The organism is Pseudonocardia kongjuensis, from assembly GCF_039526905.1.
Lineage (GTDB): Bacteria > Actinomycetota > Actinomycetes > Mycobacteriales > Pseudonocardiaceae > Pseudonocardia > Pseudonocardia kongjuensis.
In genome coordinates, this window is record NZ_BAAAJK010000033.1 from 80,065 (window position 1) to 103,807 (window position 23,743).

The 23,743-nt window shown below is 74.2% G+C and carries 20 protein-coding genes; 13 read left to right on the top strand and 7 right to left on the bottom strand.

Features of this window, described 5'->3' with window-relative positions; translation table 11 throughout:
- Window positions 1-17 precede the first annotated feature (17 nt).
- The 4 genes from ABD160_RS23715 (at window position 18) to ABD160_RS23730 (ending at window position 5,098) form a co-directional block, all read left to right on the top strand.
- Window positions 18-1,775, top strand: a complete 1,758-nt coding sequence (locus ABD160_RS23715) for an ABC transporter transmembrane domain-containing protein (RefSeq protein ID WP_344026153.1) — start codon at window positions 18-20, stop codon at window positions 1,773-1,775.
- Window positions 1,772-3,568, top strand: coding sequence for an ABC transporter ATP-binding protein (locus ABD160_RS23720; RefSeq protein WP_344026155.1), 1,797 nt, complete (start codon window positions 1,772-1,774; stop codon window positions 3,566-3,568). The genes ABD160_RS23715 and ABD160_RS23720 overlap by 4 nt, the downstream gene beginning before the upstream one ends.
- A gap of 34 nt (window positions 3,569-3,602) precedes the next feature.
- Window positions 3,603-4,589, top strand: a complete 987-nt coding sequence (locus ABD160_RS23725; RefSeq protein WP_344026157.1) for an iron-siderophore ABC transporter substrate-binding protein — start codon at window positions 3,603-3,605, stop codon at window positions 4,587-4,589.
- A gap of 290 nt (window positions 4,590-4,879) precedes the next feature.
- Window positions 4,880-5,098: a hypothetical protein gene (locus ABD160_RS23730; protein WP_344026159.1), complete on the top strand. Its 219-nt coding sequence runs from the start codon at window positions 4,880-4,882 to the stop codon at window positions 5,096-5,098.
- Here ABD160_RS23730 and ABD160_RS23735 read toward each other — a convergent pair.
- Window positions 5,082-6,524 (bottom strand): serine hydrolase domain-containing protein, encoded by a 1,443-nt coding sequence (locus tag ABD160_RS23735; RefSeq protein ID WP_344026161.1) that lies wholly within the window; start codon window positions 6,522-6,524, stop codon window positions 5,082-5,084. The genes ABD160_RS23730 and ABD160_RS23735 overlap by 17 nt on opposite strands.
- 402 nt (window positions 6,525-6,926) lie before the next feature.
- Between ABD160_RS23735 and betT the strand changes: the two genes are divergently transcribed.
- The gene (gene betT / locus ABD160_RS23740; protein ID WP_344026163.1) at window positions 6,927-9,080 is read left to right on the top strand and encodes a choline BCCT transporter BetT; all 2,154 of its coding nucleotides are present in this window, start codon (window positions 6,927-6,929) and stop codon (window positions 9,078-9,080) included.
- 27 nt (window positions 9,081-9,107) lie between these two features.
- Here the strand turns inward: betT and ABD160_RS23745 are convergent, their stop codons facing one another.
- On the bottom strand, window positions 9,108-9,827 hold the full coding sequence (locus ABD160_RS23745; RefSeq protein WP_344026165.1) for a GntR family transcriptional regulator: 720 nt from the start codon (window positions 9,825-9,827) through the stop codon (window positions 9,108-9,110).
- Window positions 9,828-10,161: 334 nt separating this feature from the next.
- Between ABD160_RS23745 and ABD160_RS23750 the strand changes: the two genes are divergently transcribed.
- From ABD160_RS23750 to ABD160_RS23780, 7 genes are all read left to right on the top strand, one after another.
- Complete coding sequence (locus ABD160_RS23750) at window positions 10,162-11,148, top strand: tripartite tricarboxylate transporter substrate binding protein (RefSeq protein WP_344026167.1); 987 nt, start codon at window positions 10,162-10,164, stop codon at window positions 11,146-11,148.
- Window positions 11,141-11,722, top strand: a complete 582-nt coding sequence (locus tag ABD160_RS23755) for a tripartite tricarboxylate transporter TctB family protein (protein ID WP_344026169.1) — start codon at window positions 11,141-11,143, stop codon at window positions 11,720-11,722. Before ABD160_RS23750 ends, ABD160_RS23755 begins: the two co-directional genes overlap by 8 nt.
- A gap of 7 nt (window positions 11,723-11,729) precedes the next feature.
- A complete protein-coding gene (locus tag ABD160_RS23760) occupies window positions 11,730-13,250 on the top strand; it encodes a tripartite tricarboxylate transporter permease (RefSeq protein WP_344026171.1) in 1,521 nt (506 codons plus the stop codon).
- Window positions 13,243-14,367 carry an alcohol dehydrogenase catalytic domain-containing protein gene (locus ABD160_RS23765; protein ID WP_344026173.1) on the top strand — a complete coding sequence of 375 codons (1,125 nt, stop codon included), beginning with the start codon at window positions 13,243-13,245 and terminating at the stop codon, window positions 14,365-14,367. Before ABD160_RS23760 ends, ABD160_RS23765 begins: the two co-directional genes overlap by 8 nt.
- Window positions 14,368-14,411: 44 nt before the next feature.
- Window positions 14,412-15,587, top strand: a complete 1,176-nt coding sequence (locus ABD160_RS23770; RefSeq protein ID WP_344026175.1) for a CaiB/BaiF CoA transferase family protein — start codon at window positions 14,412-14,414, stop codon at window positions 15,585-15,587.
- Entirely contained in the window at window positions 15,584-16,360 is a 777-nt protein-coding gene (locus ABD160_RS23775; RefSeq protein ID WP_344026177.1) for an enoyl-CoA hydratase, read from the top strand. Before ABD160_RS23770 ends, ABD160_RS23775 begins: the two co-directional genes overlap by 4 nt.
- Window positions 16,361-16,648: 288 nt before the next feature.
- Complete coding sequence (locus tag ABD160_RS23780) at window positions 16,649-18,007, top strand: GGDEF domain-containing protein (RefSeq protein WP_344026179.1); 1,359 nt, start codon at window positions 16,649-16,651, stop codon at window positions 18,005-18,007.
- 13 nt (window positions 18,008-18,020) lie between these two features.
- On the opposite strand, the gene ABD160_RS23785 is transcribed toward ABD160_RS23780, so the two are convergent.
- From ABD160_RS23785 to ABD160_RS23800, 4 genes are read right to left on the bottom strand one after another with little or no spacing between them, the layout of a single operon-like run.
- Window positions 18,021-18,653, bottom strand: a complete 633-nt coding sequence (locus ABD160_RS23785; RefSeq protein ID WP_344026181.1) for a TetR/AcrR family transcriptional regulator — start codon at window positions 18,651-18,653, stop codon at window positions 18,021-18,023.
- 8 nt (window positions 18,654-18,661) lie between these two features.
- Entirely contained in the window at window positions 18,662-19,813 is a 1,152-nt protein-coding gene (locus ABD160_RS23790; protein WP_344026183.1) for an acyl-CoA dehydrogenase family protein, read from the bottom strand.
- Window positions 19,814-19,821: 8 nt separating this feature from the next.
- Window positions 19,822-20,583, bottom strand: coding sequence for a 3-hydroxyacyl-CoA dehydrogenase (locus ABD160_RS23795; protein WP_344026185.1), 762 nt, complete (start codon window positions 20,581-20,583; stop codon window positions 19,822-19,824).
- Between the two features lie 34 nt (window positions 20,584-20,617).
- Window positions 20,618-21,766: a thiolase family protein gene (locus ABD160_RS23800; RefSeq protein WP_344026186.1), complete on the bottom strand. Its 1,149-nt coding sequence runs from the start codon at window positions 21,764-21,766 to the stop codon at window positions 20,618-20,620.
- A gap of 134 nt (window positions 21,767-21,900) precedes the next feature.
- On the opposite strand from ABD160_RS23800, the gene ABD160_RS23805 reads away from it, so the two are divergent.
- A complete protein-coding gene (locus ABD160_RS23805) occupies window positions 21,901-22,734 on the top strand; it encodes a (2Fe-2S)-binding protein (RefSeq protein WP_344026188.1) in 834 nt (277 codons plus the stop codon).
- Here ABD160_RS23805 and ABD160_RS23810 read toward each other — a convergent pair whose 3' ends face one another.
- Complete coding sequence (locus ABD160_RS23810; protein ID WP_344026190.1) at window positions 22,735-23,697, bottom strand: ABC transporter substrate-binding protein; 963 nt, start codon at window positions 23,695-23,697, stop codon at window positions 22,735-22,737.
- Window positions 23,698-23,743: the final 46 nt, after the last annotated feature.

The window sequence follows — 23,743 nt, forward strand, 5'->3', positions numbered from 1 at the left end:
AAGGTTACCCTCTCCGGGTGATCGGGTCGGCGCAACAGTCCCCGCTCGGAGCGGTCTCCGGGAAGGACGTCCTCCGCGGGTCGCTGCGGGCGTTCCGGGGCCGGATCAGCGTGGCCGCGGCGCTGTTCTGCAGCCATCAGGCCGGCGAGGCGCTGGTGCCGCTGCTGGTCGGGGTGATCATCGACCGGGCGGTCGCGACCGGTGATCCGGTGGCCCTGGCCGGCTGGCTCGCCGTGCTGGCACTGGACTTCCTGCTGCTCTCCTTCTCCTACCGGCTCGGCGCGCGGCAGGCCTGGCACGCCGACGCCTGGGCGGACGCCCGGTTGCGCCGGCTGGTCGCCGGCCGGCTGCTCCATCCCCGCGGCGGCGGCGAGTCCGGCCGGCTGCCCGGGGAGCTGACCGGGATCGCGGTGTCGGACAGCAAGCGGGTCGCCGAGCTGAACACGGCGCTGCCGCTCGGGCTCGCCGCGATCGCCGCGGTGACCGTCGCCGCGGTCGCACTGCTCACCATCGACCTCTCCCTCGGGCTGCTGATCCTGCTCGGCACGCCGCCGCTGCTCTGGCTGGTGCAGCTGGTCGTCCGGCCGCTGGAGCGGCGCTCCGGCCCGGAACAGGAGCGGGCCGCCCGGGCCGCCGGCACCGCCGCCGACCTGGTGTCCGGGCTGCGGGTGCTGACCGGGATCGGCGCCCGCCCGGCCGCCGTGCGGCGCTACCGCGGCTCCTCCCGCGACGCGCTCGCCGCGACCCTGCGGGCGACCCGCGCCGAGGCCGGCTTCCTGGGCGCCGTCCAGCTCACCAACGGGCTGTTCCTGGCGGTGATCGCCCTGGTCGGCGGGCTGGCCGCGCTGAACGGCTCGATCACCGTCGGCCAGCTCGTCTCCGCCGTCGGGCTGGCCCAGTTCCTGGTCGGCCCGCTGCAGATGTTCGGCTTCGTCAGCGCCCGATGGGCCCAGGCCAGGGCGTCCGCCGCCCGGATCGCCGCGGTGCTGTCCGCGCCCGCCGCGGTCGGCGACGCCGCCGCCGGGCTCCCCGATGCGAACCCGGACGCCGGGCCCGGCGTGCTCTCGCTGCGCGGGGTCCGGCTCGACGACCCGGCCCAGGGAAGCAACACCGACACCGGCAGTACCGCGGGGATCGACCTGGACGTCGGCCCGGGCGCCCCGGCGGCGCTGGTCGCGGCCGATCCGGAGGACGCGGCGCGGCTGCTCGGCTGCCTGGCCCGCGAGGCCGAGCCCGCGGCGGGCCGGATCACCCTGGACGGCGTCCCGCTCGACGCCTGGCCGGCCGAGGTCGCCCGGGGCGCGGTGCTGGTCGCGGCGCACGACGCGCACCTGTTCGCCGGGTCGCTGCACGAGAACGTGGTGGCCGGCGCACCGGCGGGCACCGATCCGCGGCGGGCGATGACGGCGGCCGCCGCCGACCAGGTCGCCGCCACCCTGCCCGCCGGTGCGGACACCGACGTCGCCGCCCGCGGCCGCTCGCTGTCCGGCGGGCAACGGCAGCGGATCGCGCTCGCCCGCGCGCTCGCCGCGGACGCCCCGGTGCTGGTCCTGCACGACCCGACGACGGCGGTGGACGCCGTCACCGAGTCCCGGGTCGCCGAGGGCCTCGCCGCGCACCGCGCCGGACGCAGCACGCTGCTGGTCACCACCAGCCCGGCGCTGCTGGCCCGGGCGGGCACCGTCACCTTCCTGGTGCACGGCCGGGTGCGGGCCCGCGGCACGCACGCCGAGCTGATGGCCGATCCGGACTACCGCGCGGTGGTGACGGCATGAGCCAGGTGCTGCTGCCGATCGCGTCCGGCCGGCGGATCCGCGCGGTCCTCGCCGAGCTGGGCCGCCCGCACCGCGGCACCGCGGTCCTCGCGCTCGCCGTGCTGGTGGCCGGCGCCGCGGCGAGCCTGCTGGCCGCACCGCTGCTGGGCGAGATCGTCGACCGGGTCGCCGACGCCGGCGGGTCCGGCGGCGCGGCCACGATCCTGCCGCCGGTCCTCGGACTGGCCGCGATCGCCGTCGTCCAGGGTGTGCTGGCCGCGCTCGGGGTGGCGCTGGCCGCCCGGTTCTGCGAGACGCTGCTCGCCGGTCTGCGCGAACGGTTCGTCGACCGCGCCCTGCACCTGCCGCAGGCCCGGGTGGAGGCGGCCGGTTCGGGCGACCTGACCTCCCGGGTGACCGACGACGTCCAGGTGGTCGGCGAGGCCGTCCGCGAGGCCGTCCCGGCGCTCGCCCGCGCCGCGCTGCTCGTCGCGCTCACCCTGGTCGCGCTCGCCGTCCTGGACTGGCGGTTCCTGCTCGCCGCGCTGCTCGCCGTCCCGGTGCAGGTGTGGACCGCGCGGTCGTTCCTGGGCCGCTCCACGCCGGTCTACACCGCGCAGCGGATCGCCGGGGGCGCCCAGCAGCAGATGCTGCTCGACACCGCGGCCGGGCTGCCCACGGTGCGCGCGTTCCGGCTGCACGAGCGGCACGCCGGCGCGGTCGCCGAGCGGGCCGCCGAGGTGGCCCGGCTGGTGGTCACCGTCGTCCGGATGCACACCCGGCTGTTCGCCCGGCTCAACCTGGCCGAGTACATCGGGCTGGCCGCGGTGCTGGTCACCGGGTTCTGGCTGGTGTCGACCGGCGGCGCGACGATCGGCACGGCCAGCGCCGCGGCGCTGTACTTCGTCAACCTGTTCACCCCGATCAACATCGTGCTGTTCCAGCTGGACGCGGCGCAGACCGCGATGGCCGGGCTGCGCCGGATCGTCGGCGTCGCCGACCTGGACCGGCCCGCCGATCCGGCGACGCCGGCCGTCCCGGAGGGCGCCGGGCTGCGGGTCCGCGGGCTCACCCACCACTACGTCGACGGTCATCCGGTGCTGGCCGGCGTCGATCTCGACGTCGCGCCCGGCGAGCGGGTGGCGCTGGTCGGGGCCAGCGGTGCCGGCAAGTCGACGCTGGCCGGGATCGTCGCCGGGGTGCACTCCCCCGCCGCGGGCACCGTCGAGATCGGCGGCGTCCGGCTCACCGACATCGCGCCGGACCGGCGGCGGGACGCCGTCGTGCTGGTCACCCAGGAGTCGCACGTGTTCGCCGGGACCCTGGCCGACGACCTGCGCCTGGTCCGGCCGGACGCCGGGGAGGCCGAGCTGCTCGACGCGCTCGACCGGGTCGGCGCCGGTGCCTGGGCCCGCGTGCTGCCGGACGGGCTGGACACCGTCGTCGGCGACGGCGGCCACCGGCTGCCGGTGGTCGCCGCCCAGCAGCTGGCGCTGGCCCGCGTCGTGCTCGCCGGTCCGCGGCTGCTGGTGCTCGACGAGGCCACCGCCGAGGCGGGCAGCGCCGGCGCCCGGGTGCTCGAGGACTCGGCCGAGGCGGCGCTGGCCGGCCGGACCGGGCTGGTCGTCGCGCACCGGCTCAGCCAGGCCGCCGCCGCCGACCGGGTCGTCGTGCTCGACGACGGCCGGGTCGTCGAGCAGGGCCCGCACGACGAGCTGGTCGCCGCGGGCGGCCGCTACGCCCGGCTGTGGGACGCCTGGTCCGGCGCCCGCGGCCGGGACGGCGGCGCCCCGGGCGACCCCACACAGACGTGATCCGCACCGGGCGGATCTTCGGAAAGGACCGGTAATGCCCCGTTCACTGCTCCGCACGACCGCTGCCTGTGCGGTCCTGCTGCTCGCCCTCGCGGGCTGCTCGTCGGGCACCGAGGAGCAGCCCGCCGAGGCCGGCGGCACCCCGCCGTCCGGGTCCTTCCCGGTGACGCTGGAGCACGCCTTCGGTTCCACCACCATCGAGGAGCAGCCGCAGCGGGTGGTCACCGTCGGCTTCAACGACGCCGACTTCGCCCTCGCCGTCGGCGTGCAGCCGGTCGGGGTCCGGGAGAACCTCGGCGACTACGACTACGAGCAGCGCCCGTGGGCGCAGGAGGCGCTGTCCCGGGGTCCGGCACCGCAGCTGCTCTCCGGCACCGACATCCCGGTCGAGCAGGTCGCCGCGCTGCAGCCCGATCTGATCCTCGGCGTCTACTCGTTCATGGACCAGGCCACCTACGACGCCCTGTCGCAGATCGCGCCGACCGTCGCGCAGGGCACCGTGGACGGCACGAACCCGGCGACCTGGGACGAGCAGACCCGGATCACCGGGCAGGCCACCGGCCGCACCGCGGAGGCCGAGCAGGTCATCGCCGACACCCGGGCCCGGTTCGACGAGGCGATCCAGGCGAATCCCGAGTTCGCCGGCAAGACCCTCAAGCTGGGCTTCTACATCGAGGGCACCCCGTACGACATGGGCACCGACGACCTGCGCGCCCAGCTGTTCCAGGGCCTCGGCTTCGACGTCCGGCCCGACTCGCAGACCCTCTCGCTGGAGGAGCAGGGCCTGCTCGACGCCGACGTGCTGACCGTGCTGGGCCGCTCGCGCGCCGAGTCCGAGGCCGATCCGGTGTTCCGGGCGATCCCGGCGGTCGAGCAGGGCCGGATCGTCTACCTCGGCGCGTTCGACACCGAGTTCGCCGCCGCGCTGGGCTACTCCAGCCCGCTGTCGCTGCCGTACGCCATCGACGACGTGTCGCCGAAGCTGGCCGAGGCGCTCGCCGGGACCCCGGCCGGGAGCTGACCGGAGGCGGCCGTCGGTAGCCTCGGCGGCGGACCGGATCGAGCGGGGGGGACCGAGGTGTCGATCTACGACGACGAAGCCGCCGGGCGGGAGGTGCGCGACTGGTGCACCGCGCGCCTGACCGCCGACGGCGCCGTCCGCGACCGGCGCGTGGTGGCCACCACGCTCGGTGCCACGCACGTCACGCTGGCCGGTGCGGCCGGGCCGTGGGTGCTCGTCCTCCCCGCCGCCGCGGAGAGCGCGGCGGTTCTCGGTGGGCTGACCGGCGCGTTGGCCGGGAGCCACCGGCGTTGCTGCCGAACGCGGTGCTGCGTCGCTGGCGCGACACCCCGCACCGGGTGCTCGTCGGCGAGCACGACGCGATGCACCGTCACGACCGGATCGCCCGCCCGGTGGAGGCGCTCATGGGCTCCGGCGTGCGGGTGCTGCCCGGGGTCGGTGAGGCGGCGGTGCACGAGGCCCCCGGCGCCGTCGCGGAGATCGTCCGGGAGCTCACCGCCGCGCCGTGATCCCGGGCGGGCCGGGTCGTTCCGGCGACCGCCCGCGCTCCGCCCTCGCCGCCCCGGACCGGGCCACCAGCGCGGCGGTCCCACCTGCCATCAGGACCAGCGCCAGCACCCCGCTCAGCGGCAGCAGCCACAGCACCAGCGTCCACGCCGTCGCGCTCGGCGGGCCCGCGAGCAGCGACAGCGCGGGCAGCAGCAGGATCCCGGCGCCGACCGCGAGCGCGGGCAGCGCCACCACCCGCCGGCGCCCGCCGAGCCGCGCGGCCCGCCGCCGGGCCCGCAGCACCGCCGTGCCCAGCAGCGCCGCGGCCAGGACCGTCAGCCCGAGCAGCGCCAGGTTCAGCGGCCGGTACGGGTCGTCGACCGGCACCCCGGGGGCACCGTCGGCGCGGGCCACGAGGTCCGCGGCCAGCGCGCCCGGGTTCCCGCCCGACGCGTCGGTCAGCACGAACGCCGCGGACCCGGCCGACGACAGCTCGATCCCGCTGGACCAGGTCGCGAGCGCGCCGCCGTGCAGCACCCGGGTGCGGCCGTCGTCGGCGGTCCGGACCGACCAGCCCAGCCCGTAGCGGCCGTCGGTTCCCGGGGACGGTGTGTGCGCCCCGCGCAGTGCCGCGGTGGACAGCAGCCGGGTGCCGTCCGCCGCCGTGCCGTCGCCGAGCTGGAACCGCACCCACCGGGTCAGGTCCGCCGCGGTGCTGACGACGCCGCCGTCCCCGGCGCAGAACGACGGGATCTCGGGCGCCGGGACCTGCACGCCGAGCGCGCCCACGTGCCCGCGGGCCAGTCCGGGGACCGCGGCGTCGCACCGGTCGGTCGCGACGGTCGAGTTCATCCCGAGCGGTGCCAGCACCGCGTCGTGCAGGTGATCGGCGAACGGCCGTCCGGTGACGACCTCGACCAGTCGTGCCGCCACCACGTAGTTGGCGTTCAGGTACTGGTGCACGGTGCCGGGATCGGCGGCCAGCGGGACCCGGGACAGGCGCTCGACCAGCGCGGCGGCCGAGGCGGCCGGGGGCAGCGCGAACTCGTCGACGTCCTGGTTGGACAGCCCGGAGGTGTGCGCGAGCAGGTGCCGCACGGTGACGTCCCCCGCGCGCGGGTCCGCGACGGTGAACCCCGGCAGCGCCGCGGCGACCGGCCCGTCCAGGTCGATCCGGCCCGCTTCGGCCAGCTGCAGCACCGCCACCGCGGTGAACGCCTTGCTCATCGACGCGATCCGGAACGGGGTGTCGGCGGTGACCGGGGCACCCTCCGAGGTCACGCCGTGCGGCACCGTCGTGACGGCACCCTCCCGGTCGACGAGCACGGCGACCGTCGCGGGCACGGCGAACCGCTCCGCGTACGCCTGCACCGCGGCCCGGGGCCCCGGACCGGCCGGCGCAGCAGCGGCCCGCGCAGCAGCGGCCTGCGCAGCCACCGGAGCCACCGGAGCCACCGGAGCCGCTGGAGCCGCTGGAGCCGCCGGAGCCAGGGCGACAGCGACGGCGGCGGCGACCAGGACGAGCGGCACGGCAGTGACACCGGCCGGGCGGCGGCCCGGGCGGCCTGCACGGCTCCGGCGGGTCGGGATGGTCATCGGTCTCCTCGGTGGGCGCACGTCGTCGGTGATCCAGTGGTGATCCACCCTCGCCCGGCGCGCGGCGCCCGGGTATCGGGGGCGTCCCCGGCCCGCCCCCGAGAGCACCCCTGAGCGAGCGACCGGGCGCGGACGGTCATGCGTCCGGCCATCGCTTAACGATGCGTCCCATTCGTTACCCGGATCGGATGGCAGACACCTTTCGACGTGAATAGGGTCGGTCCGTTTGTCCATCCGAGGAGGTTCGACCCGATGAGCGACAGCCCGTCCGTCGAGACGGAGTCCGGATCCGGTGACGCACGCCCTGACGAGCCGAGCGTCCGGCTCAACAAGCCCGTCTTCTACGGTTCGGCGATCGGCGTGCTCGTCGTCGCGCTGTGGGCGATCCTGTTGCCGGACAACGCCGACGCCGTCATCGGCGCACTGGTCGGGGTGATCGCGACCAGCTTCGGCTGGTTCTACATCCTGGTCGCCTCCGTGGTGCTGCTGTTCGTGCTGTTCCTCGCGCTCTCGCCGTACGGCTCGATCCGGCTCGGCCCGGACCATTCGAAACCGGACTATTCGAACCTCTCCTGGGCGGCGATGCTGTTCGCCGCCGGGATCGGCACCGACCTGATGTTCTTCTCGGTCGCCGAGCCGATCACGCAGTTCACCGCGCCGCCGGTCGGCGATCCCGAGACGATCGCCGCGGCCCGCGAGGCGACCGTGTGGACGCTGTTCCACTACGGCCTCACCGGCTGGGGCATGTACGCGCTGATGGGCATCGCGCTGGCCTACTTCGCCTACCGGCGCGAGCTGCCGCTGTCGATCCGCTCGGCGCTCTACCCGCTGATCGGCAAGCGCGTCTTCGGCCGGGTCGGGCACGCGGTGGACCTGGCCGCCGTGCTCGGCACCATCTTCGGGATCGCCACGTCGCTGGGCATCGCCGTGGTGCTGCTCAACGTCGGGCTGAACGTGATGTTCGGCGTGCCGCAGGGGCTCGGCGCGCAGATCGCGCTGGTCGCGGTGGCCGTGGTGATCGCGACGATCTCCGCGGTGTCCGGCGTCGACCGGGGCATCAAGCGGCTCTCCGAGCTGAACGTGGCGGCCGCGCTGCTGCTCGCCCTGTTCATCCTGGTCACCGGGAACACCTCGTTCCTGCTCAACGCGCTGGTGACGAACCTGGGCGACTACCTGTCCAGCTTCCCGGCGCTGACCATGGAGACCTTCGCGTTCGAGCAGGCGAACCCGGACGTCGCCGAGTGGCTGAACCTGTGGACGCTGTTCTTCTGGGCCTGGTGGATCGCCTGGGCGTCGTTCGTCGGGCTGTTCCTGGCTCGCATCTCGCGCGGCCGCACGATCCGCCAGTTCGTCGTCGGCACCCTGGTGATCCCGTTCTTCTACATCCTGTTCTGGATCTCGATCTTCGGCAACGCCGCCCTGGAGAGCGTCCGCGGCGGCAACACCGAGCTGGCCGACGCGGCGGTGAACGCCCCCGAGACCGGCTTCTACATGCTGCTCGAGCAGTACCCGTGGTTCCCGTTCCTGGCCGGCCTGGCGACCCTGACCGGGCTGCTGTTCTACGTGACGTCGGCCGACTCCGGCGCGCTGGTCATGGCGAACCTGACCTCCTACCGCAAGACCCCGCGGGACGACGGCACGCCGGCCAACCGGATCTTCTGGGCGGCCGCGACCGGCCTGCTGACGCTCGGCATGCTGTTCGTCGGCGGGATCACCACCCTGCAGAACGCGACGGTGATCATGGGTCTGCCGTTCGCGTTCGTCATGGTGCTGGTGATGTTCGGCCTGTTCAAGGCGCTGCGGCTGGAGCGGTACCGCTCGCAGAGCAAGCAGTCCAGCCTGCCCGCGCTGCTGTCCGGCCGGAGCCGGCCGGGCGGATCCGCGAACGGCGACGGCGACGCGGCCGGCCGGGACTGGCGGGTCCGGCTGCGCCGCACGATGGGGCACGCCGACAGCCAGGGCGCCGACCTGTTCCTGTCCGGGACCGCCACCTCGGTCCTGGAGGAGGTCGCCGCCGAGCTGCGCGGCCAGGGGGTGCCGACCACCGTCCAGCGCTGCTCGGACGAGGACGCCCCGGAGATCGAGCCGGGCGAGGACCGCCCGGACGGCATGCAGCCCCTCGAGCTCGTCGCCGACGTGCACGAGAGCCTGCCGTTCGTCTACCGGCTGGTCCCGCGGATCACCGGCCTGCCCCGCTACGAGCTCGATCCCGGCGCCGCGGACGGGGCCGATCCGGCCGAGCGGGCGTCCTGGACCGACCACCACCGGGTCGAGGTGCACCTGCACGGCGGCGGCCAGGGCTACAACGTCATGGGCTACAGCTACGGGCAGCTCGTCGACGACCTGCTCGACCAGTACGAGCAGCACCTGGAGCTGCTGCGGCTGGAGCGGGAGTCCGCTCCGTAACCGTGCTGGCCGCCGCCCCCGTGCCGGTCAGGCCGGGGGCGGCGGCGTCCCGTCCGGGTACGCGGTGAACGACCGCTCGCCGTGCACGGCCAGCTCGGCGAGCACCGCCGCCGGGTCACCGGCCTCGATCAGCTCCACCAGGTACCGGTGCCGGGCGGCGTGCTCGACCAGCGTCTCGAAGTAGCGCTCCCGGGCGATCAGGTTGCGGGACATGCAGAGCAGGATCTGCTCCTGGACGGACCGGTAGATCGCGCTCAACCGCCGGTGCTCGGCGATGTCGACGATGGAGGCGTGCAGCGCGTAGGCGTGCTGCACCAGCGAGGCCCGGTCCTCGGTGCGCGCGTCGTGCTCCATCCCCGCCAGCGCCGCGTGCACGGGTTCGAGCACCCGCGGGTTGCGGACCGGCACCCCCTGCTCGATCGCCATCCGCTCCAGTCCGGAGCGCAGCGTCATGACCTCGTGCACGTCGCGCTCGTCCATCGTGGCGACGACCGCGCCGCGCCGGGGCCGGATCTCGATCAGGCCGTCGCCCTCCAGCAGGCGCAGCGCCTCGCGCAGCGGCGGGCGGCTGATCCCGAGCCGCTCGGTCAGCCGCTCCTCGATCAGCCGGGCGCCGGGCGCCAGCTCACCGGCCAGGATGTCGCGCCGGATCGCGTCCCGGGCGAGCGCCACCAGGCTCCGCTGCTCGACCCGCCCGGTCCCGGCACCCCGGTCCGGCGCCGCCCCGGCGACGTCCTGATCCTGCACGACTGCCTCCTCCGCGGCGCGGATCCCGCGCCACAACCGTTGCCGCCTCGCTGAAGACTGTAGACAATAGTCGCTCCAGGCGCCGCGCGAGACTTGCCCCACACTACGGAATACTGTAGACAATAGTTCAGATCCGGTCACCGCACCGGCACGTTCCGGCCCCTCCGGCGGGCCGGCTCCGGCAGGCCACAGCGGCCGCCGCAGGGCCGTTCCGCCCGTCCCTCGCCCGCGAACCGACCGCACCGGACCGGACCCGCACCGGACCGCGCGGCCGTCCCGCCCGCCGGGCACCCCTGCACGTCGACGAGGAACCGTCTCAACGAGGAGAGAGTTCATGAACCGACCGTGGAGATCCACCCGCCGATCCGCGCTGCTCACCGCAGCCGTCGGCGCGTCCGCCCTGCTCCTCACCGCCTGCGCGGGCGGCGGTGGCGGGACCGACGAGAACGGCGTCTACTCCCCCGGCGACTCGGTGACGATGCTCGTCCCGTTCGCCGCGGGCGGCGGGTCCGACCTGGCCGGCCGGGCGATCGCCGGCGGCCTCGAACCCATCACCGGCGCCACCATCACCGTCGACAACCTGGTCGGCGGGTCGGGCGCCGTCGGCTACGCCCAGCTGGTCGGCAGCCGGGGCGACGCCACCACACTGCTCGCCGCCGAGACCTCGCTGGTGACCCTGCCGATCGTGCAGGACGTCCCGTTCAGCTACCAGGACTTCACGCCGATCATGAAGGTCGGCGAGGACTACAACGTCATCACCGTGCGCGCCGACTCGCCGCACCAGACCTGCACCGACGTCGTCGAGGCCGCCGACGAGACCTCGATCGGCGTCGCCGGCACCTCCGGCCCGGAGTTCATCACCTGGCGGATGGTCGAGATGGAGACCGGCGCGAGCTTCGACCGGGTCAACTTCGAGTCCGGCGGCGAGGTGACCGCCGCGCTGCTCGGCGGGCACATCGACGCCGCCGGGATGAACCCCGGCGAGATCCTCGGCCAGCTGGAGTCCGGCGACGCGAGGGCGCTGTGCGTGCTCGCCCCGCAGCGCTACGAGTACGAGGCGCTCGCCGACATCCCGACCGGCGCCGAACAGGGCATCCCGGTGGAGTTCGCGCAGTGGCGCGGCATCGTCGCGCCGGGCGACATCCCCGCCGAGGCGCGCGACTACTGGATCGACGCCGGCCGCGAGTTCGCCGAATCCGACGCCTACTCGACCTACGTCGCCGACAACCTGCTCCAGGCCTCGGCGTCCTACGGCGACGAGTTCGGCGCCTACCTCGACGAGTACCACGCCGACGTCGCGTCGGTCCTGGACAATGGCTGAGCAGGCGGTACAGCCGCGCCGCACCCGGCCGGCCCGCTCCGACGTCGTCGGGACGGCGCTGCTGGCCGCGATCGGTGCCGCCGCCACCGTGCTCGGTCACGGCTACGGCATGTTCGACGACGACGGGCACGTCGGAGCCGGCTTCCTGCCGACGGTGACCGGCGCCTTCATCCTCGTCGCCGCACTCGCCGAGATCGCCCGGATGTACCTCGCGGCACCACCCGCAGGCACCGGGTCGCTGCTCGAGGGCGTCGACCGGATCGAGGAGCGGGCCGCCCGGGCCACCGCCGCCGCGCACGAGGAGCAGCGGGACACCTTCGGCCGGACCGCGCGCCAGCGCGGCCGGGCGATCGTCACGGTGTTCGCGATCCTGCTCGGCGCGCTGCTGCTGGTACCGGTGATCGGCCTGCTGCTCGCGCTCGGCGCGATGGTCCTCGCCATCACGCTCGGCGTGGAGCGCAAGCCGGTCCTGCCCGCCGCGCTGACCACCGTCGGCGTCGTCGCGGCCGCCTACCTGATCTTCGTCGTGGCGCTCGGCGTGCCCACCCCGACCGGCCTGCTCGGGCTGGTCTGAGGCCGCCGTGATCGAGAACCTGCAGCTCGGGCTGGAGACCGCGCTCTCCCCCACCAACCTGCTCTGGTGCTTCGTCGGCGTCTTCCTCGGCACCGTGATCGGGCTGCTGCCCGGTCTCGGCTCGGCGACCGGGGTCGCGATCCTGCTGCCGGTGACCCTGGCGATGGAGCCGATCACCGCGCTCACCATGCTCGCCGGGATCTACTACGGCTCCCAGTACGGCGCGTCCACCAGCTCGATCCTGCTGGCCACGCCGGGCGACTCGTCGTCGGTGGTGCTCACCCTCGACGGCTACCAGATGGCCCGCAACGGGCGGGCCGGTGCGGCGCTGGCCATCTCCGCGATCTCCTCGTTCGTCGCCTCGATCATCACCCTGGTCGGGCTGCTCCTGCTCGCCCAGCCGATCGCGGCGTTCGCCCTCAACTTCGGGCCGCCGGAGAACCTCGCGATCATCGTGCTCGGGCTCGCGACGATCGTGACCTTCGCCGGGGACAAGGTGCTGCGCGGCATCATCATGGCCGCCGTCGGGCTGCTGATCTCGATGGTCGGCATCGCCGCCGGGTTCCCGGTCGCCCGGTTCACCTTCGGCAGCGTCAACCTGCTGAGCGGCTTCGAGTTCGTCGCCGTCATGATCGGCCTGTTCGCGATCGGCGAGGTGCTGCACCAGATCCACCGCGGCGGTGAGGCGCCCATCCGGGCCCGCTTCCGCGACCTGCTGCTCACCCGCTCGGAGCTGCGCCGCTCGGTCGCGCCGACGCTGCGCGGCACCGCGACCGGCTTCGGTCTCGGCGTGCTGCCCGGGGCGGGCGCGACCCTGGCCAGCTTCATGGCCTACGGCCTGGAGGGCCGGGTCGGGCCGAACCGCCGCAAGCTGGGCAGCGGCACGGTCGAGGGCGTCGCCGGCCCGGAGGCGTCGAACAACGCCGCCGCCAACGCGAGCTTCATCCCCACCCTGTCCCTGGGCATCCCGGGCTCCGGGACGACCGCGATCCTGCTCGGCGCGTTCGTCATCTTCGGGCTGCAGCCGGGACCGCTGCTGTTCGAGCAGCATCCGGCGCTGGTGTGGGGCCTGCTGGTGTCGTTCTTCTTCGGCAACCTGCTGCTGCTGGTGCTCAACCTGCCGCTCGCCCCGGTGTTCGCGCAGGTGCTGCGGCTGCCCTACAGCTACCTCTATCCGCTGATCCTGTTCCTCGGGTTCGTCGGTGCCTTCGCGGTCGGCAACAACACCTTCACGCTGTGGGTGGTGCTCGTCGCCGGGATGCTCGGCTACCTGATGAAGCGGTTCGGGTTCCCGGTCGCGCCGCTGGTGCTCGGCCTGGTCCTCGGGCCGCTGCTGGAACGCGCGCTGGACCAGACGTCGTCGATGAGCGGCGGGAACCTGCTGGTCGTGTTCCAGCGGCCGATCTCGGCCGTCTTCGCGGTCGCGGCGATCCTCGCGTTCGTCGGACCGCCGCTGCTCAAGGAGATCTCCCGCCGCCGGGCCGCGGCGGCGAACCGCACCCCGGAGAGCGAGGACCTGAATGCCTGACCCGTCCGCCACGACCATCCGCGGTGCGGTGCTCGAACGGATCGGCGACACCGCCCCGTACGACCGCAGCCGGCCGGTGTCGATCGCCGAGCTGGAGCTCGCCCCGCCCGGCCCCGGGGAGCTCCTGGTCAGGATGGAGGCCGCCGGGCTGTGCCACTCCGATCTCTCCGTCGTCAACGGCAGCCGGGCCCGGCCGCTCCCGATGCTGCTCGGTCACGAGGCCGCGGGACGGATCGAGGCCGTCGGGCCCGGACCCGGCGACCTGGAGCCGGGCACCCGGGTGGTGATGACCTTCCTCCCGCGCTGCGGCGACTGCGCGGGCTGCCGGACCGGAGGCCGGTTGCCGTGCTCACCGGGCAGCGCCTCGAACACCGACGGCACCCTGCTCGGCGGCGGACGGCGGCTGCGCCGCGGCGGGGAGCCGGTGCACCACCACATGGGCGTCTCCGCCTTCGCCACGCACGCGGTGGTGGACCGCCGCTCGGTCGTCCCCGTCGACGACGACGTCCCCCCGCAGGTCGCCGCGCTGTTCGGCTGCGCGGTGCTGACCGGCGGCGGCGCCGTGGTCAACGCGGCCCGGCCCGGCCCCGGCGACGACGTCGTGGTGGTCGGGCTCGGCGGGGTCGGCCTGGCCGCCGTCCTGACCGCACTGGCGCTGGAGCACGGCCGGGTTATCGGGATCGATCCGGTCCCCGGCAAGCGGGAGCTCGCCCGCTCGCTGGGGGCGGGCGCGCTGTCCCCCGAGGAGGCGCTGGAGCGCGGCCTGACCGCACCCGTCGTCGTCGAGGCCGCCGGTTCGGCGCCGGCCTTCGAGACCGCGGTCCGCCTCACCGGGCCCGGCGGCAGCACCGTGACGGTCGGGCTGCCCGCGCCGGACGCCGTCGCCACCATCGCCCCGCTCGGCCTGACCGCCCAGGCGCGCAGCATCGTCGGCTCCTACCTGGGGTCCGCCGTCCCCGCCCGCGACATCCCCCGGTTCGTCGAGCTGTGGCGCAGCGGCCGGCTGCCGGTGGAACGGCTGGTCTCGGACACGATCGGGCTCGACGACCTGAACCGGGCGATGGACAACCTGGCCGGCGGCACCGCGGTCCGCCAGATGATCGGTTTCGACGGGTGAGCACCCCCGGACACCCATCCGCAGACGACAACCCAGGAGGCACCGTGACCGCACGGGCAGCAGCCGAGGGCGCGCCGCAGGCGCGGGCGCTCGCCGACATGACCATCCTCGACCTCACCCAGGTGATGGCCGGGCCCTACTGCACGATGGTGCTCGCCGATCTCGGCGCGGACGTCATCAAGGTGGAGAACCCGGACTCCGGCGACCAGACCCGGCAGTCGTGGGGACGGCCGGAGGCCGGCCGGGACAGCCGCGGGTTCATGGCGCTCAACCGGAACAAGCGCAGCGTGACCGTCGATCTCAAGAGCCCGGAGGGGCTGGCCCGGCTGCACCGGCTCGTCCGGGACGCCGACGTCGTCGTGGAGAACTTCCGGCCGGGCGTCACCGCCCGGCTCGGCGTGGACTATCCGACGCTGTCCGCACTGAACCCGCAGCTGATCTACGCCAGCATCTCCGGCTTCGGGCAGGACGGTCCCTACTCGACCCGGCCCGGCTACGACCTGATCGCCCAGGCGATGGGCGGCGTCATGAGCATCACCGGCGAGCCCGGCGGACGGCCGGTCAAGTGCGGTCTCCCGCTCGGCGATCTGGGCGCCGGCCTGTTCACCGCGATCGGCATCCTGTCCGCCTGGAACTGGCGCCGGCGCACCGGCGAGGGCCAGTACCTGGAGACCTCGCTGTTCGAGTCGGTGCTCGCGCTGTCGGTGTGGGAGTCCGTCGAGTACTGGAGCACCGGGAAGGTGCCGGAGCCGCTCGGGTCGGCGCACCGGATGTCGGCGCCCTACCAGGCGCTCGCCACCCGGGACGGGCACATCACGGTCGGCGCCAACAACGAGCGGCTGTGGCGGCGGATGTGCAGCGCGCTCGGGATGGACGGGCTCGCCGATGATCCCCGCTTCGCCTCCAACATGGACCGGCTCGACCACATCCCGGAGCTGGTCGCGGTGCTCGAGGAGCGGCTCGCCGACGCCGACACCGACACCTGGGTCGAGACCCTGCTGGACGCGGGCGTGCCGGCCGGCCCGATCCAGGACTACCGGCAGATCCTGGACTCCGACCCGCACGTCCGGGCCCGCGGCATGGTCACCTCCTTCGAGCACCCGCTGGACGGCACGGTGCCGGTGATCGCCTCGCCGATCCGGCTGACGACGACACCGGCCACCGTGCACCGGCATCCCCCGATGCTCGGCGAGCACACCGATGAGGTGTTCGGATCATGAGCGAGGACCGGGTGACCCACCGCCGGGACGGCTCCGTGCTGTGGGTGGAGCTGTCCCACCCCGGCCGCCGCAACGCCCTGACCTGGCGGATGTACGACGAGCTGCAGCGGCTGAGCACCGCCGCGAACGACGATCCCGATCTGCGGGTCGTGGTGGTCCGCGGCGCGGGCGGGTCGTTCGCCGCGGGCACCGACATCGGGCAGTTCGCCGACTTCCGCGACGGCGACGACGGCATCGCCTACGAGCGCCGGATCGGTGCGGTGATCGACGCGCTGCTCGCCGTCCGGGTACCGGTCGTCGGCGTCGTCGAGGGCCCGGCGATCGGCGGCGGCCTGGCCATCGCCGCGAGCTGCGACGTCCTGGTCGCCACCGAGGACGCCCGGTTCGGCGTCCCGATCGCCCGCACCCTCGGCAACGTGATCACCCCGGCCACGGTGCACCGGCTGCGCGACCGGCTCGGCGCCGGCCGGACCACGGCGATGCTGCTGACCGCGACCCTGCTCTCCGCCGCGGACGCGGCCGCCGCCGGGTTCGTGCACGCCGTCGTCACCGCCGACGAGCTGGAGGAGAAGGTCGCCGACGTCGTCGGCCGGATCGCCGCGGGCGCCCCGCTGACCCTGGCCGCGCTCAAGGAGCTGGACCGGCGGGTCGGCGGCGCGGCCGGGCTCGACCCGGCCGAGGACCTGCTTGCCCGGGTGTACGGCAGCGCGGACTTCCGGGAGGGGGTTACCGCGTTCGGCGAGCGCCGCAGCCCGCAGTGGCGCAACCGCTGATGCCGGTGGCCGGATCCGCCGATCCCGTGACGGCGCCCCGGGCGGGATCAGCCCGGGGTGACGGTCACCCCCTTACGGAGTGCTCCGTTCGGGCCAATCGGCTGCGTCGACGGTCGGATCCGGCCACCCAGGGTCACAACTTGACGAACACATAAGGCGCCCGTCGCCCGGACGGCACCGTTCACCGTGCGAACCGACCACCGGAACGATCATCGCGGAGCGACCCGGTACCCGGCGGTAGCCTCTCCCCCGATCGGCCACGGACGGACGGGCGGGTGAGTGGACCACGTGAGTTCTCACCAGGCGGCACCGCGGCACGCGGCCCGCCGCCGCTTCCCGTTCCGCTCCTGGCAGCTCGGCGCGCTGCCGGCGGCCGCGCTGGTCTTCGTGCTCGCGGTCGACGTGCTCGCCGCCGGCCTGCTCGTCGCCTCCGCGCTGCGGGCGTCCCTGCCGACCGGCGATCAGCTGCTGCTGGCCGCGCTGCTGACCCTGGTCCCGGTCGCGCACACCGAGCTCTCGCTGCACTCCGAACGGATCCGGCGCCGGGTCGCGCACAACCACCACGTCAACATGACCTCGGTCTGGACGTTCTCCGGCGCGCTGCTCCTGCCGCCGGTGCTCGCCACCGCGGTGGTCGTCGCCGTCCACACCCACCTCTACCTGCGGGTCGCCCGCGCCGCGGGCACACCGGCGCACCGGCACCTGTTCCAGGCCGCGACCGTGGTGCTGGCCGTGCTCGCGGTCGCCGCGGTGCGGTTCGCCGCCGGGGTCCTGCCGCCGCCCGGCGACGGACCGGGCGACGCGACCGTCGTCCTCGCCTCGCTGCTCGCCTACTCCGCGGTGACCACGCTGCTGCTCGCCTGCGCGGTCCGGCTGACCCGTCCGGGCACCCGGTTCCTGTCCGTGCTGCTCGGCGCGGAGTTCCTGCTCGAGTTCGCGACGCTGTCGCTCGGCGGGCTGGTCGCGGTGATCATCGCCAACACCTCGCCGTGGCTGGTGCTGCTCGCCGTGCTCCCGCTGCTCGTCCTGCAGCAGACCACCCTGGTCCGCCAGCTGGAGAACCAGGTCGACACCGACACCAAGACCGGGCTGCTCAATCCGGCCGCCTGGCGCTGGCGCGCCGAGCAGATGATCGAACGCTGCGCGCGCACCGACCGCGAGACCGCGGTCCTGCTGCTCGATCTCGACCACTTCAAGGCGGTCAACGACCGGCACGGCCATCTCGCCGGCGACGACGTGCTGCAGGCGGTCGCCGCCGTGCTCACCGCCGAGGTCCGCGACAACGACCTGGCGGGCCGGTTCGGCGGCGAGGAGTTCGTGGTCGCGCTCGGCGGCCTGCGGCCCGACGACGTCGTGTTCGGCCGGGCCCGCGAGGTCGCCGAGCGGATCCGGCGCAGCGTCCGGGCCCTGGAGGTCGACACCGCCACCGCGGGCCGGATCGGCGGGCTGTCGGTGTCGATCGGCGTCGCGACCTCGAGCGAGCACGGCGGCAAGCTCGACGCGCTGCTCGCCGCCGCCGACGCCGCCCTCTACGACGCCAAGCGCGGTGGCCGGGACCAGGTGCGGGTCCGGCATCCCGAGCCGGCCGGCCGGACCGGCACCGCGACGCCGCCGTTCGGCCTGCACTTCGGCACCGGCGGGGCCTGAGCCCGGCCGGCGGTCACGCCGCCAGGAGCAGCCGGGCCAGGTCCTTCCACTGGTCGAGCATCGCGTCCTCGCGCGGATCCCGCCGGTCGAAGGTGTAGGTCATCGACGTCCCGCGCATCGAGGTGAGCAGCAGGTCGCGCAGCTGCTTGAAGCGCGGCCGGGACGCCAGCTCGTCACCGAACATCCGGGCCATCGACGCCCGGATCGCCGCCCCGAGCCGCTTCTCCTCCGGGCGCAGCACGTCGGCGATCTCGGAGTTCACCCGGGCCGCCGTCCACAGCTCGATCGACGCCCAGAAGTGCGGCTCGGAGAAGCTCTCCCAGAGCAGCTCGATCACCCGGTCGGCACGCTCGAACACGTCCGCCGGCGGGCTCTGCTCGACCACCCGGCGGACGCGTTCCTCGGTGTCGGCGACCCGCTTCACCGCGAGGTGCTGCGCCGCGGCGACCAGCAGCCGGTCCCGGGACGGGAAGTGGTGCAGCAGCCTCCCCCGGGACACCGCCGCCTCGGACTGGATGACCAGCGTCGTCGAGCCCGAGTAACCACCCTCGATCAGGCAGGCCACCGCGGCGTCCAGGATCCGGGCGCGGCTGTCCTGCGACCGCTGCGCCCGGGTCCTGGTGGTGGTGCTCCGTTCGGAGGTCATGGTGCAGCCTAGAGTCCCAGACCCCGGCCGATGACCTCCTTCATGATCTCGGTGGTGCCGCCGTAGATCCGGGTGATCCGCGCGTCGGCGTAGGCCTTCGCGATCGGGTACTCGGTCATGTAGCCGTAGCCGCCGTGCAGCTGCAGGCACCGGTCGACGACCTTGCCCTGCAGCTCGGTGCACCAGTACTTCGCCTTCGACGCGTCGACCGCGGTCAGCTCGCCCGCGTTCAGCGCGCGCACGCAGTCGTCGACGTAGTGCTCGGCGATGTCGATCTCGGTGTCCAGCTCGGCGAGCACGAACTTCGAGTTCTGGAACGACCCGATCGGCGAGCCGAACGCCTTGCGCTCCTTGACGTAGCCGAGCGTCTGGGTCAGCGCCGTGCGGGCCGCGGCGACCGCCGCGATCGCGATCGACAGCCGCTCCTGGGGCAGGTTGCTGACCAGCTGGGTGAACCCCTGGCCCTCCTGGGGCCCGAGCAGGTTCGTCACCGGCACCCGCACGTCGGTGAACGACAGCTCGGCCGTGTCCTGCGCGTGCTGGCCCAGCTTGTCCAGGTTCCGGCCGCGCTCGAAGCCGGCCATGCCCCGCTCCAGCACGAGCAGGCTCATGCCCTTGTGCTTCTGCGACGGGTCGGTCTTCACCGCGACGACCATCAGATCGGCGTTGATCCCGTTCGTGATGAACGTCTTGGCCCCGTTGACGACGTAGTGGTCGCCGTCCCGGATCGCGGTCGTCGACATCGACGCCAGGTCCGAGCCGATGCCCGGCTCGGTCATCGCGATGCCGAGGATCTGCTCCCCGCTCACCACGCCCGGCAGCCAGCGCTGCTTCTGCTCCTCGGTGCAGTAGGCGAGCAGGTAGGGCAGCACGATGTCGTTGTGCAGGGTCAGGCCCAGCCCGGCCGCCGCGGCACCCGAGCGCATGAGCTCCTCGGCGATGACGGCGTTGAACCGGAAGTCCGGCACGCCGCCCCCGCCGTAGGTCTCGGGCACGTCGATGCCCAGGAAGCCGTTCGCCCCGGCCGTGGTGAACAGCTCGCGCGAGACGATGCCCTCGCGCTCCCACCGCGCCTCGTGCGGGACGATCTCCTTCTCGACGAACGACCGGAACGCCTCCCGGAAGTCCTCGTGGTCGGACTCGTAGAGCGTGCGCCTCATCGCGCCTCCTAGCGGGGCTGCATCCGGATCGCGCCGTCGAGGCGGATCGTCTCACCGTTCAGCATCGGGTTCTCGACGATGTGCGCGGCCAGCTTGGCGTACTCGGCGGGCTGTCCCAGCCGGGACGGGTGCGGCACCTGCCTGCCCAGCGAGGTCTTGACGTCCTCGGGCAGCCCGGCGAGCAGCGGGGTCTCGAACAGGCCCGGCGCGATCGTGCACACCCGGATGCCGAGATCGGCGAGGTCCCGGGCGATCGGCAGGGTCATGCCGACGATGCCGCCCTTGGACGCCGAGTACGCGGCCTGCCCGATCTGCCCCTCGAACGCCGCCACCGAGGCGGTGTTGATCACGACGCCGCGGTCGCCGTCGACCGGCTCGGCCTTCGCGATCCGCTCGACGGCCAGCCGGATCACGTTGAAGGTGCCGATCAGGTTGACGTTGACGACCTTCGTGAACGCCGCGAGCGGGAACGCGCCCTTCTTGCCGAAGGTCTTCGCCGCGTCGCCGATCCCGGCGCAGTTGACGGCGATCCGCAGGGTGCCGAGCTCCTCCGCCACGTCCAGCGCGGCGCCGACCTGCTCCTCGCTGGTGACGTCCGCGGCGACGAACCGGACGGCGTCGCCCAGCTTGTCCGCGACCGCCTCGCCCTGCGACGACGGGAGGTCGATGATCACGACCTTGGCACCGGCCTCCACGAACCGCTCCGTGGTGGCCAGGCCGAGCCCGGACGCGCCGCCGGTGACGACGGCCACCGCTCCGTTGATCTCCATGTGTGTCCTTCCGGTGTTGCTCTCGGGAGCGTTTCTACAGCAGCTCGAGGATGGTGGCGTTGGCCTGCCCGCCGCCCTCGCACATGGTCTGCAGTCCGTAGCGGATGCCGTTGTCCCGCATGTGGTGCACCAGGGTCGTCATGATCCGGGCACCGGACCCGCCGAGCGGGTGGCCGAGCGCGATCGCGCCGCCGAGCGGATTGGTGCGCCCGGCGACGGCCGCGTCGTCGGCGGCGATGTCGGCGAGCCAGGCCAGCGGGACCGGCGCGAACGCCTCGTTGACCTCGAAGGCGCCGATGTCGGACAGCGACAGCCCGGAGCGCTTCAGCGCCTTCTCGGTGGCCGGGATCGGCGCGGTCAGCATGATCACCGGATCGGCGCCGGCGAGCACGGCGGTGTGCACCCGGGCGATCGGGGTGAGGCCCAGCTCCTTCGCCTTCTCGCCGGTCGTCATCAGCAGGGCGGCGGAGCCGTCGGAGATCTGCGAGGAGTTGCCGGCGTGGATGACGCCGCCCTGGTCGGCGTCCTTGAACACGGTCTTGAGCTGGCCCAGGCTCTCCAGCGTGCCGCCCCGGCGGATGCCCTCGTCGGCGGTCACCCCGGCGAGCGGGGCGATCTGGCCCTCGAACCGGCCCGCGTCCTGCGCCTCCGCGGCGCGGGCGTGCGAGAGCAGCGCGAACTCGTCGAGCCGGGTGCGGGAGAAGCCCCACTTCTCGGCGATCATCTCGGCGCCGACGCCCTGGTTCGGGAAGGCGCCGTAGCGCTCCATGAACGCCTCGCCGAACGGGTTCTGCTCCATCATGGCCGCGCCCATCGGGACCCGGGACATCGACTCGACGCCACCGGCGACGGCGACGTCGTACTGGCCCGCGATCAGCCCGGCCGCGGCGAAGTGCACCGCCTGCTGACTGGACCCGCACTGCCGGTCGACGGTCACCCCGGTGACCGACTCGGGGAACCCGGCCGCCAGCGCGGCGCTGCGGCCGATGTCGAAGGTCTGCTCGCCGGCCTGGGACACGCAGCCCCAGACGACGTCGTCGATCTGCGCCGGGTCGATCCCGGCCCGCTCGACCAGGCTGCGCAGGACGTGCGCGGAGAGATCGGTCGGGTGCACCCCGGCCAGCCCGCCCTTGCGCCGGCCCACCGGGCTCCGCACCGCTTCGACGATGACTGCATCTCGCACGTCCCACGCTCCTTCGGGTGGTGGATCCGGCGCCTCCCGGCGCCCCGGCCAGGACGCTAGCAGAAAACAGTCAGAGTTGACTGTGACGCTCGGTGCGACCCGCGTCACCCGCGGCCGGGCCTACGATCATCGTCGTGACCAGCACGTCCTCCGTCCTGACGACGGTCCTCGCGGACACCCCCGGGACCGCGCCGTACTGGCCGGTCCGGGTGGGGAGCCCCGGTGAGCGGCCCGGGCCCAGCCTGGCCGACCTGGCCGGCGCCGACCTGCTCGGCGAGGCGATCGCCGCGATGGACGCCGAGCTCGACGGCGGCGCCGCACTCGCCGCGCAGACCCTGCTGGCCCGGCTGGCCGGCCCGGCCGCCGGCGTCCCCGCGGAGCTGCTGTTCCGGTCCGGCCGGGTCCCGGTGCCCGATCCGGCCCGGATGTGGTTCGTGACCGGAACCGGCGGCGCCCGGACGGCGCCGCAGCTGGTCCTGGATCCGGGCACCGTCGTGCTGGTGCTGCCCGATGATCCGCTGGCCGGCGCGGCCGGCACCGAGACGGTGCCGGACCGCGACCGGCTCCGCGCCCGGCTGGTGGAGTGGACCCACCAAGCGTTCGGCCCGGTCGTCGAGACCGCGGTGGTGCTGTCCCGGCGCGGGCGGCGGGCGCTGTGGCAGGTGGTCGCCGACCGGCTGGGGAACGGCTTCCTGATGTCCGGGCGGGCGAGCGGGCAGCTCCCGGCGGCCCGCGCCGAGATCGAGACGACCCTCGGCGACACCGGGATCCGGCCGCTGCGGCTGCGGCCGGACTGGCTGGAGATCGAGCACGAGGGCACCGTCGAGCTGTTCCGCAGGCGTGCCGTGTGCTGCCTCTACTACAAGTCCCGGGTGCACGGCGAGGTGTACTGCGCGACCTGCCCGCTGCTGTCCCGGGAGGAGTCGATCGACCGGTTGCGGACCGCCGTCGCGGACCGCGACCGGTGATCAGCCCAGCGCCGCGCTCAGCTCGCGCAGCAGCAGCTCGGCCCCGAGGTAGGTGCCGCCGTTGTAGACGGCGTTGGGCAGCGGGAGCACCCGGTTCGCCCGCACCGCGGGCAACCGCTCCCAGAGCGGGTTCGCCATCAGGTTCCCGACGCTGCTGGGGCCGCCGGCCCGGTCCGGTACGACCAGCAGGTCACCGTCGGCGACCGGCAGCTCCTCGACGCCGAAGCTGATGTAGCCGTGCTCGGACGGCTCGCCGCGGCCGGCGCCGTCGCGCACGGTCAGTCCGGCCTCCGCGGCCACGCTCCCGCCGAAGGCACCGGAGCCGTCGATCCGGAACGCACCGTCGCCCTGCCCGCGCAGGAACGTCACCGACCGTCCGCGGGCGGCGTCCGGCACCGCGGCCAGCGCCGACCGGTACCGCTCCCGGACCTGCTCGGCCTCGGCCGCCCGGTCGGCCGCGTCGACGGTCGCGTCGAAGGCCGCCTTCCAGGCCGCGTTCGACGCCCGCTCGACGACGACCGTGGGCGCGATCGCCGACAGCTCCCGCAGGTGCTCGGCGGCGGACCGCTCGACCAGGACGAGATCCGGGGCGAGCCCGACGATCGTCTCCAGGTTCGGGGCGTCGGCCAGTCCGACCGAGGTGATCCCGTCGATGTCGGTGCCGTCGGGGAGCTCGCCCGCGTAGGCGCCGAGCCACTCCTCGTGCCCTTCGTGCGCACCGACCGGGACCAGCCCGACCGAGGCGAGGTGCCCGGCCAGTGCCACCCCGAGGGTGACCACCCGCTGCGGGCGCACCGGCACGGTGACCGGCCCCTCCGCCGTCTCGACGACCCGGTCGGCGCCCGGGCCGCCCTGGTCGGTGCCGGTGCCGCAGGCGGACAGCAGCCCGGCGCCGGCGAGCACGGCGAGGAACTCCCGGCGGGTCGCCGCGGTCACCGGGGCGGGGGCAAGCGCACTGATCATGCCCGCAGCACATCAACCGGGCCGGGGCCCGGGCAAGGTAAGCCTC